Raw genomic sequence first — 9,794 nt, forward strand, 5'->3', positions numbered from 1 at the left:
GTTCAGTGACTCTATGACAATGGACGGGAATTTCCGATGGCAGGCCGGATTCCATGCATATTTTTTGGACAACGGGGGCCGGAAAAAGCCGAAAACCCCGGCTTCGTCAGCCGGGGTTCAGCGAGTTGGGGCGGGTGCCGTCAGATGTTCACACCGTGCGAGCGGAGGTAGGCGACCGGGTCGATGTCCGAGCCGTAGTCCTCACCCGTGCGCGCCTCGAAGTGCAGGTGCGCGCCGGTGACGTTGCCGGTGGCACCGGACAGGCCGATCTGCTGCCCCGGGGTGACGCTCTGGCCCACCGAGACACTGATGGACGACAGGTGCCCGTACTGGGTGTACGTGCCGTCGTGCATCTTGATGACGACCTGGTTGCCGTACGCCCCGCCCCAGCCGGCCTCGACGACGGTGCCGACACCGACCGAGCGCACCGAGGTGCCGCTGGAGGCGTGGAAGTCGATACCGGTGTGGCTGCCGGAGGACCAGACGGCGCCGCCGGCCTGGTAGCTCGTGGAGACGTAGGAACCGGCGATCGGCGAGACGAAGGTGTTCAGGCGCTTGCGCTCGGCCTCGCGGGCGGCGCGCTCCTTGGCCTCCCGGGCCTCCTTGGCGGCCTCGGCGGCCTGCTTGCGGGCGGCCTCCTCGGCCTGGCGCTTGATCTCCGCCAGCTCGGCCGCCTCCTGCTGCGCCGCGGCCTGGGCGTCGATCTGCTCGGCGACCGTGTCGCCCATGGTGAGGACGGGGGTGATGCCGGTCTGCTCGACAGGGGCCTCGGGGGCGGCGGCGAACGCCGGTCCGGCCACGGTGCCGATGACGCCGGTGGTGGTGAGCGCCGCGACGCCCGCCGCGCGGGCGGTGCTGCGCTGCATCCTGCTGGGACGACGGTGCTTCCCGGTGGCGCGGGTCAACGCCATGAAGTGGCTTGTCCTTTCCTTCCTTCTCGCCTACCGGGTTAGCTGACGGGTTCGGAGCAGGAAGGTCTCCTACGGACCCCCTCGCCTACGCGCGGGCGTCCGATTCACCCCAGGGACTGCGATGGGTCCCCGGCTCCCCAGGCTCGCGCCTTCGGGGACTCGGCGATGACTGTCCGGTGCCGCGGGTGCGGCGCACTGCCTGACGAACAGCCCGCATGACGCTAAACGGGGCCGCCTTCAATCCTCAAACGGATCAGTGCTTTTGTAGCGCACGCCACAGGGCAGACAGGCAACCTCCACATCAATTCGGACATACGGGAGCCCTGGTGACGCTCCGGTCACCAGGGCTCCACGCGCGCGTGGCCGCGCGTTCGGGTCCGAGGGTGTGTCTACTCGGCCGTCACGACGGTGACTTCACCGATTCCGAGGGCCTCGACGGGCTCCTTGATCTGCGCCGCGTCCCCCACCAGGACCGTCACCAGACGGTCCACCGGGAAGGCGTTCACCACCGCCGCGGTGGCCTCCACGGTGCCGGTCTCGGCGAGCTGCCGGTACAGGGTGGCCTGGTAGTCGTCGGGCAGGTGCTGCTCGACCTGGTCGGCGAGGGTGCCGGCGACGGCGGCGGCCGTCTCGTACTTCAGCGGCGCCACGCCGACCAGGTTCTGCACGGCGACGTCCCGCTCGGCGTCGGTGAGGCCGCCCTCGGCGAGGGTGCGCAGCACCGTCCACAGGTCCTCAAGCGCCGGACCGGTGTTCGGGGTGTCCACGGAGCCGCTGATGGCGAGCATGGAGGCGCCGGTGCCGTCGGGCGCGGAGCGCAGGACCTGCCCGAAGGCGCGCACGCCGTAGGTGTAGCCCTTCTCCTCCCGCAGCACGCGGTCCAGGCGGGAGGTGAGGGTGCCGCCCAGGCAGTACGTGCCGAGGACCTGCGCGGGCCACACGCGGTCGTGCCGGTCGGGTCCGACGCGGCCGATCAGCAGCTGGGTCTGGACGGCGCCGGGGCGGTCCACGATGACGACGCGGCCGGTGTCGTCGGCCGCGACCGGGGGCACCGGGCGGGGCTGGGCGGCGGAGCCGGTCCAGGAGCCGAGGGTGTCGGCGAGGAGCGCGTCGAGGTCGGTGCCGGTGAGGTCGCCGACGACCACGGCGGTGGCCGTGGCGGGGCGCACGTGCCGCTCGTAGAAGGCGCGTACGGCCGCGGAGTCGATGGCGGTGACGGTCTCCTCGGTGCCCTGGCGCGGGCGGGACATGCGCGAGGTCGCCGGGAAGAGCTGCCTGGACAGCTCCTTGGCGGCGCGCCGGGAGGGGTTGGCCAGCTCGTGCGGGATCTCGTCGAGCCGGTTGCGGACCAGGCGTTCGATCTCGCTGTCGGCGAACGCGGGCGCCCTGAGAGCGTCGGCGAGCAGGCCGAGCGCCTTGGGCAGGCGGGAGACCGGCACTTCGAGGGAGAGCCGGACGCCCGGGTGGTCGGCGTGGCTGTCGAGGGTGGCGCCGCAGCGCTCCAGCTCGGCGGCGAACTCCTCGGCGGTGTGCTTGTCGGTGCCCTCGGAGAAGGCGCGCGCCATGATGGTGGCGACGCCGTCGAGGCCGGCGGGCTCGGCCTCCAGGGGCGCGTCCAGGAGCACCTCGACGGCGACGACCTGCTGGCCGGGGCGGTGGCAGCGCAGGACGGTCAGGCCGTTGTCGAGGGTCCCGCGCGTGGGCGCCGGGAAGGCCCAGACCTTCGGCTCGCCCGCCGTGGGCTGGGGGTGGAACTCCATCGGGGCGAGCTCGGTCACTTGGCCGTCTCCTCGTTGTTGTCGCTTGCTTCCACGGTGGCCGCCGACTCCAGGTCCTCGGTGGGCTCCTCGACGGTCTCCGGGGGGACGGTGGGCTCGTAGACGAGGACCGCGCGGTTGTCGGGCCGCAGGCGGGCCTTGGCGACCTCCTGGACCTCCTCGGCGGTCACCTCCAGCACCCGGCCGACGGCGGTGAGGGCGAGCTGCGGGTCGCCGAACAGGACGGCGTAGCGGCACAGTTCGTCGGCGCGGCCCGCGACGGTGCCGAGCCGGTCCAGCCACTCGCGCTCCAACTGGGCCTGGGCGCGCTCCATCTCCTCGGACGTCGGGCCGTGCTCGGCGAACCGGGCGAGCTCCTCGTCGATGGCGGCCTCGATGACCGGGACCTCGACGTCGCCAGAGGTCTTCACGTCCAGCCAGCCCAGGGAGGGGGCACCGGCCAGGCGCAGCAGGCCGAACCCGGCGGCGACGGCGGTGCGGTCGCGCCGTACGAGCCGGTTGTACAGCCGGGAGGACTCGCCGCCGCCGAGGACGGTCAGGGCGAGGTCGGCGGCGTCGCACGCGCGCGTGCCGTCGTGCGGGAGGCGGTAGGCGGCCATCAGCGCCCGCGCGGGGACCTCCTCCTCGACGACCTCGCGCAGCTCCTTGCCGATGACCTCCGGCAGCGAGCCGTCGCGCGGGGCGGGCTTGCCGTCGTGGGCGGGGATGGAGCCGAAGTACTTCTCGATCCAGGCGAGCGTCTGCTCCGGGTCGATGTCGCCGACGACCGACAGCACCGCGTTGTTCGGCGCGTAGTACGTACGGAAGAACGCGCGCGCGTCCTCCAGGGTCGCCGCGTCCAGGTCGGCCATCGAGCCGATCGGGGTGTGGTGGTAGGGGTGGCCCTCCGGGTAGGCGAGGGCGGTCAGCTTCTCGAAGGCCGTGCCGTAGGGGACGTTGTCGTAGCGCTGGCGCCGCTCGTTCTTGACGACGTCGCGCTGGTTCTCCATGGACTCCTCGTCCAGGGCGGCCAGCAGCGAGCCCATCCGGTCCGCCTCCAGCCAGAGCGCCAGCTCCAGCTGGTGGGCGGGCATGGTCTCGAAGTAGTTGGTGCGCTCGAAGCTGGTGGTGCCGTTGAGCGAGCCGCCGGCCCCCTGCACCAGCTCGAAGTGGCCGTTGCCCTTGACCTGCGCGGAGCCCTGGAACATCAAGTGCTCGAAAAGGTGAGCCAGGCCGGTACGCCCCTTGACCTCGTGGCGCGAGCCGACGTCGTACCAGAGGCACACCGCTGCGACGGGGGTCAGGTGGTCCTCGGAGAGCACCACGCGAAGGCCGTTGGCCAGGCGGTGCTCCGTTGCTGTCAGGCCCCCGGTGCCTGCCTGGTCTGTGGCCGTGTGACCCATGGGCATGTACGTCCCTTCGATCGCGGACGCGGTCGTGGAAACCGCGGTCTTTCTGCCGGTCCTGCCACTGTATGCAAGCGTCGGGGGCCCCGGTGAAGTTCCCGGGACGCGTACGCCGAGGGCGGAGCCGCGGGCGGATCGCGTAGCCTGCGGGCAACCGGAAGCGGAGATCACCTCCGCGCCGGTCCGCACGACCCCGACGCCGGGTCCTGATCCGGGTTGTCAGTGCCGCGGTCCACAATGGTCCGCGTCGGATCCGGTGCACGCACACAGCTAGCGCGAAGAAGAAGGAGCCCAGGCAGCGATGGCCCGCCGCAGCACGAAGACCCCGCCGCCCGACGACTCGTACGAGGAGAAGATCCTCGACATCGACGTCGTCGACGAGATGCAGGGCTCCTTCCTTGAGTACGCGTACTCGGTCATCTACTCGCGCGCCCTGCCGGACGCCCGCGACGGACTGAAGCCGGTCCACCGGCGCATCGTCTACCAGATGAACGAGATGGGCCTGCGCCCCGACCGCGGCTATGTGAAGTGCGCGCGCGTGGTCGGCGAGGTCATGGGCAAGTTGCACCCGCACGGCGACGCGTCGATCTACGACGCGCTGGTGCGTATGGCGCAGCCCTTCTCGATGCGCCTGCCGCTGGTCGACGGCCACGGCAACTTCGGTTCGCTGGGCAACGACGACCCGCCGGCCGCGATGCGGTACACCGAGTGCCGCCAGGCCGCCGCGACGAGCCTGATGACCGAGTCGATCGACGAGGACACGGTTGACTTCGCGCCCAACTACGACGGCCAGGAGCAGGAGCCGGTGGCGCTGCCCGCCGCCTTCCCGAACCTGCTGGTCAACGGCGCCTCCGGGATCGCGGTCGGCATGGCCACCAACATGCCGCCGCACAACCTCGGCGAGGTCATCGCCGCCGCCCGTCACCTGATCCGCCACCCGAACGCGGATCTTGAGACGCTGATGAAGTACATCCCGGGCCCCGACCTGCCCACCGGCGGCCGCATCGTGGGCCTGTCCGGCATCCGCGACGCCTACGAGACCGGCCGCGGCACCTTCAAGATCCGCGCGACGGTGTCGGTGGAGAACGTCACCGCCCGCCGCAAGGGCCTGGTCGTCACCGAGCTGCCCTTCACGGTCGGCCCGGAGAAGGTGATCGCCAAGATCAAGGACCTGGTGGGCTCCAAGAAGCTCCTGGGCATCGCCGACGTCAAGGACCTCACCGACCGCGAGCACGGCCTGCGCCTGGTCATCGAGATCAAGAACGGCTTCGTGCCGGAGGCGGTGCTGGAGCAGCTGTACAAGCTGACGCCGATGGAGGAGTCCTTCGGCATCAACAACGTCGCCCTGGTCGACGGCCAGCCGCTCACCCTGGGTCTGAAGGAACTGCTGGAGGTCTACCTCGACCACCGCTTCGAGGTCGTGCGGCGGCGCAGCGAGTTCCGCCGCGCCAAGCGCCGTGACCGCCTGCACCTGGTGGAGGGCCTGCTGACGGCGCTCGTCGACATCGACGAGGTCATCCGGCTGATCCGCTCCAGCGAGAACAGCGCGCAGGCCAAGCAGCGCCTGATGGAGCGCTTCTCGCTGTCGGAGATCCAGACCCAGTACATCCTGGACACCCCGCTGCGCCGGCTGACCAAGTACGACCGCATCGAGCTGGAGGCGGAGAAGGACCGGCTCACCGAGGAGATCGCCGAGCTGACCGCGATCCTGGAGTCGGACGCCGAGCTGCGCAAGCTGGTCTCCTCCGAACTGGCCGCGGTGGCGAAGAAGTTCGGCACCGAGCGGCGTACGGTCCTGCTGGAGTCGGCGGGCTCCACGGCGGCGGCCCAGCCGCTCCAGGTCGCCGACGACCCGTGCCGGGTGCTGCTGTCGTCGACGGGTCTGCTGGCGCGTACGGCCAACGGCGACCCGTTCGCGGAGGACGGCGAGGCCAGGCGCACCAAGCACGACGTGATCGTCTCCGCGGTGCCCGCCACGGCGCGCGGCGAGGTGGGGGCGGTGACCTCTGCCGGCCGGCTGCTGCGGATCAACGTCATCGACCTGCCGACGCTGCCGGAGACGGCGTCGCGGCCGAACCTGTCGGGCGGTGCGCCGCTGTCGGAGTTCGTCTCCCTGGAGGGCGACGAGACGGTGGTCTGTCTGACGACGCTGGACGAGTCCTCCCCCGGTCTGGCGCTCGGCACCGAGCAGGGTGTCGTCAAGCGAGTGGTGCCGGACTACCCCTCCAACAAGGAGGAGTTGGAGGTCATCACCCTCAAGGAGGGCGACCGGATCGTCGGCGCGGTGGAGCTGCGCACCGGTGAGGAGGACCTGGTCTTCATCACCGACGACGCCCAGTTGCTGCGCTACCAGGCGTCCCAGGTGCGTCCGCAGGGCCGTCCGGCGGGCGGTATGACGGGCATCAAGCTCTCCCAGGGCGCGAAGGTCATCTCCTTCACGGCGGTGGACCCGGCGGCGGACGCCGTCGTCTTCACCGTGGCGGGTTCGCGCGGCACGCTGGACGACTCGGTCCAGACGACGGCCAAGCTGACCCCGTTCGACCAGTACCCGCGCAAGGGCCGCGCCACGGGTGGTGTGCGCTGCCAGCGCTTCCTGAAGGGCGAGGACTGTCTGTCGCTGGCCTGGGCGGGCCCGTCCCCGGCCCGCGCGGCGCAGAAGAACGGCAGCCCGGCCGAGCTCCCGGACATCGACCCGCGCCGCGACGGCTCGGGTGTGTCGCTGCCGAAGACGGTGGCGGTGGTGGCGGGGCCGGTCTAGACACCGGCCTCCGGGGGCTCCTCCTCGGAGCCCTGGACGTAGCGGAGGACGCCCCACATGCCGTGCTCGTCGGCGTGCGGGGCGTCGCTCTCGCACGCCGCGAGTTCCTTGGCGAGGGCGGGCGCGTCGATGCCCGAGCCGATGAGCACGAGCTGGGTGAGGCGTTCGGCGCCGGTGGGCCAGGGCTCGGGATAGAACCGCAGGAACCGCCCGACGGCATGCACGCCGTACCGATTCCGTGCGTCATACGGACCGAAGTCGACGTACCCCTTGATCCGGTACAGCCCGTCGGGCCGACTGTCGAGGAAACGCATGAGCGCCCGCGGATCAAGAGCCCGCCCCGACTCGAACGACACACTGTCGTAGGCGGTGTGCAAATGCCCGTCATGCTCACCGGCCTCGTCGTGCTGGTGCAGGTCGTCGAAGGACAGCTGCCCGATGCGCTCCTCGCCGGGCCGGCAGTCGAAGAGGAACTCCGGGTCGATGCGCCCGTAGGTCGCGGGTACGACGGCGGCGCGCTCGGCGAGCCCGCGTACGGCCGAGAGCACGCGCTCGGGGTCCTCGGCCCGGTCGAGCTTGTTGACGACGGCGAGGTCGGCGAGGGCGAGGTGCCGGTCGATCTCGGGGTGCCGGGCGCGGGTGGCGTCGAACTCGGCGGCGTCGACGACCTCGACGAGACCGCCGTAGACGATCCCGGGATGCTCACTGGCGAGCACCATACGCACCAGCTCCTGCGGCTCGGCGAGCCCGCTGGCCTCGATGACGATGACGTCGATGCCGGCGGAGGGCGCCGCGAGCCGCTCCAGGTAGCTGTCCAGCTCACTGGAGTCAACGGCGCAGCACAGGCAGCCGTTCCCGAGGGACACGGTGGAATCCCCGAGCGCCCCCGCCACGGCCATGGCGTCGATCTCGATCGCCCCGAAGTCGTTGACGATCGCCCCGATCCGGCTGCCGCCGCTGCGGTGCAGGAGGTGGTTGAGGAGCGTCGTCTTTCCGGAGCCGAGGAATCCGGCCAGCACGACGACGGGGATCTGCGGCACGGGGCTGCTGGGGAGCAACGAGCGACCTCTCTCACACCGACGCGTGCACCGGCTCGTTAGCGTGGTGCACGGGCGAAGAATCAATGCCGGTCCAGGATACGAGCCGCAAGAATCCGGGCGAAGTGAACGATTGTTAGCAGCACTTGCGGGGCAGACGTTGGGCATGGCGCCGGACTGTGCGACCCTCGCTTCCCTCCGTGCGCCTCCTCTCCGCCTCCCTGCCGATCAGAGCCGCTCGGCACCCTGGGAGACGGCAAGCGCCGCCCACCGCTCGCCGGTCCCCATCAGTCGACCCGCACCCCGACGACCGGCGGACGGCCGCCTGATTCGGGGGTTGACATGGCCACACAGAGCTTCCGGCTGGGGAGCCTCGGCCGCACCGCGCGAGCGAGTCTCGCGACCATGCTCAAGACTGTCACGGCACGCAGCACGAGCCAGCGGAAGCGTGCTGCCCTCATCGAGCAGCATCGGCTCCACTTCGACCTGATGTGCAAGGCGATGGACGATCCCGCCCTCACCGCGGTACTCGACACGTACGACGCGGAGATCCCGCTCGACAAACAGCGACAGTTCCTGTTCGCGAACGTGCTCTATGTCAACGCCCTCTTCTACCACCGCATCGGCGCATGGACACGGCCGGAACTCTTCGGCCACCTGCGCATCCTGTGCCAGAACCCCGTGTTCCGCGAGTACTGGGAGGCAACGCGCCCGCACAGGATGAGCCTGCCGAGGGAATCGGAGGAAGCCGTACTGGGGAGCAGGATGGACGATCTGATCCGGGAACTGGACGACTCCGACGGTGACGAATGGTGGGTTGTCGGCACGGACAGCAGCTGACCACCGTTGCTGACGGCTGCGCAGTGGTCGGTTGGACTCAGGTGCACGGCCGCATTTCACCCGATCTCCCAGTGGTGATGCCGCACGTCGCAGGCAACTGGTCGGCTATCTTGTTGCCCACCCTCTCCGGGCACTCCGACGACACCCTCACGCTCGGAGAAGGACCGCTCCGTAGCACACGCCTGCCCGGAGTCCGCCACGCCTGGATGCTCCCTCCCCTCCCTGCGAGCCATAAGGCTGGTATCCCTCGGTGAAAATCGTGCGACGTATTGGGGCTTCGCCTCGCGAGCGTGGCAGTGGTACGGGTCAGTCGTGCCCGGACATCTTCGAGCTCGATGACGGCAACTTCGCGATCATCGGCCGCGAAGCCACTGCGGAGCTCGACCCTGTGCTTCCTCATGACGCCGCACGCGCCGACTATGAGCGCATCGTGGTCATCACCCGAGAAACCCTCCTCAGAGCCAAGGCGGATATCCCGGAGGCCTGAGAGGGGAGGTCCGGAGGAAAACCGCTCCCGACCCCGGCGCCAGTCACCCTCGCGTCATTGCTGGACCGAGCCCCCCGAGTTTTCCTGCTCGGCTCGGGGGAATCCTCCCAACTCGGCATCCGGGAGGGGTACTTGGCTGGCACTTCGACGTGGCGGTCCGCGAGCAGGGCGATCGTATGGCTCGGTGTGGCGCTCATCGGCACGGCCGCCGTGTCTCTGGCGTCCCTTGTCGTCAGCGGATGGCTGATCAGCGGTGTGGAGCAGGCGAACGGCGGCCTGGAGGAAGCGGCTCAGCGCAGCGCCCTCGGTGACTACTTCGGGGCAGTGAGCGCGGTCTTCTCCGGTGTGGCTGTCCTCCTTCTGGTCGCCACCCTGCTCTTCCAACAGCGCGAACTCCGGATGCAGCGTGAGGAACTCGCCCTTCAGCGGCGGGAGCTGATCGCCTCTCGGGAAGAACTGCGGAGGAGCGCAACTGCGGATCTGCGAGGTCTGCACATCCAACTGACGCAGATGCAGATGAACGACGCGTCGCTGGCCGAGGTGTGGAACGACTACGCAGGACACAGTCCGGCTGAGATACGTCAGCTACTCTTCGCCA

The 9,794-nt window shown here is 70.0% G+C and carries 8 protein-coding genes and 1 riboswitch; of the genes, 4 read left to right on the forward strand and 4 right to left on the reverse strand.

The features are described 5' to 3' along the window. Nucleotides 1–140: 140 nt before the first annotated feature. The 3 genes from GA0115233_RS20930 to GA0115233_RS20940 form a co-directional block, all read right to left on the reverse strand. Entirely contained in the window at nucleotides 141–911 is a 771-nt protein-coding gene (locus tag GA0115233_RS20930) for a M23 family metallopeptidase (protein WP_093721792.1), read from the reverse strand. Between the two features lie 13 nt (nucleotides 912–924). Next, a riboswitch (cyclic di-AMP (ydaO/yuaA leader) is annotated at nucleotides 925–1,086 on the reverse strand. A 214-nt stretch (nucleotides 1,087–1,300) separates the two neighbouring features. After that, nucleotides 1,301–2,689 (reverse strand): M16 family metallopeptidase, encoded by a 1,389-nt coding sequence (locus GA0115233_RS20935; protein WP_093721793.1) that lies wholly within the window; start codon nucleotides 2,687–2,689, stop codon nucleotides 1,301–1,303. Continuing rightward, nucleotides 2,686–4,071 (reverse strand): M16 family metallopeptidase, encoded by a 1,386-nt coding sequence (locus GA0115233_RS20940; protein ID WP_093721794.1) that lies wholly within the window; start codon nucleotides 4,069–4,071, stop codon nucleotides 2,686–2,688. The genes GA0115233_RS20935 and GA0115233_RS20940 overlap by 4 nt, the downstream gene beginning before the upstream one ends. 304 nt (nucleotides 4,072–4,375) lie before the next feature. Between GA0115233_RS20940 and GA0115233_RS20945 the strand changes: the two genes are divergently transcribed. Beyond that, nucleotides 4,376–6,832, forward strand: coding sequence for a DNA gyrase/topoisomerase IV subunit A (locus GA0115233_RS20945; RefSeq protein ID WP_093721795.1), 2,457 nt, complete (start codon nucleotides 4,376–4,378; stop codon nucleotides 6,830–6,832). On the opposite strand, the gene GA0115233_RS20950 is transcribed toward GA0115233_RS20945, so the two are convergent. Beyond that, a complete protein-coding gene (locus GA0115233_RS20950; RefSeq protein WP_255310284.1) occupies nucleotides 6,829–7,890 on the reverse strand; it encodes a CobW family GTP-binding protein in 1,062 nt (353 codons plus the stop codon). The two genes, GA0115233_RS20945 and GA0115233_RS20950, sit on opposite strands and share 4 nt — an antisense overlap. A gap of 384 nt (nucleotides 7,891–8,274) precedes the next feature. Here GA0115233_RS20950 and GA0115233_RS20955 point away from each other — a divergent pair, with 384 nt between their 5' ends. The 3 genes from GA0115233_RS20955 to GA0115233_RS20965 all read left to right on the forward strand — a co-directional run. Then, on the forward strand, nucleotides 8,275–8,709 hold the full coding sequence (locus GA0115233_RS20955) for a DUF6082 family protein (protein ID WP_250750515.1): 435 nt from the start codon (nucleotides 8,275–8,277) through the stop codon (nucleotides 8,707–8,709). Nucleotides 8,710–8,959: 250 nt separating this feature from the next. After that, a complete protein-coding gene (locus tag GA0115233_RS20960; RefSeq protein ID WP_093721797.1) occupies nucleotides 8,960–9,196 on the forward strand; it encodes a hypothetical protein in 237 nt (78 codons plus the stop codon). Nucleotides 9,197–9,328: 132 nt separating this feature from the next. Next, on the forward strand, nucleotides 9,329–9,794 hold a 466-nt coding region (locus GA0115233_RS20965; RefSeq protein WP_255310285.1), incomplete at its 3' end, for a DUF6082 family protein.

The organism is Streptomyces sp. DI166 (assembly GCF_900091315.1).
Taxonomy (GTDB): Bacteria; Actinomycetota; Actinomycetes; order Streptomycetales; family Streptomycetaceae; genus Streptomyces; species Streptomyces fuscus.

What these genes read in the sequence shown, in the direction of transcription:
- GA0115233_RS20930 (WP_093721792.1), bottom strand. Translation starts at nt 911, where the DNA reads ATGGCGTTGACCCGCGCCACCGGGAAGCACCGTCGTCCCAGCAGGATG.
- GA0115233_RS20940 (WP_093721794.1), bottom strand. Translation starts at nt 4,071, where the DNA reads ATGGGTCACACGGCCACAGACCAGGCAGGCACCGGGGGCCTGACAGCA.
- GA0115233_RS20945 (WP_093721795.1), top strand. Translation starts at nt 4,376, where the DNA reads ATGGCCCGCCGCAGCACGAAGACCCCGCCGCCCGACGACTCGTACGAG.
- GA0115233_RS20955 (WP_250750515.1), top strand. Translation starts at nt 8,275, where the DNA reads ATGCTCAAGACTGTCACGGCACGCAGCACGAGCCAGCGGAAGCGTGCT.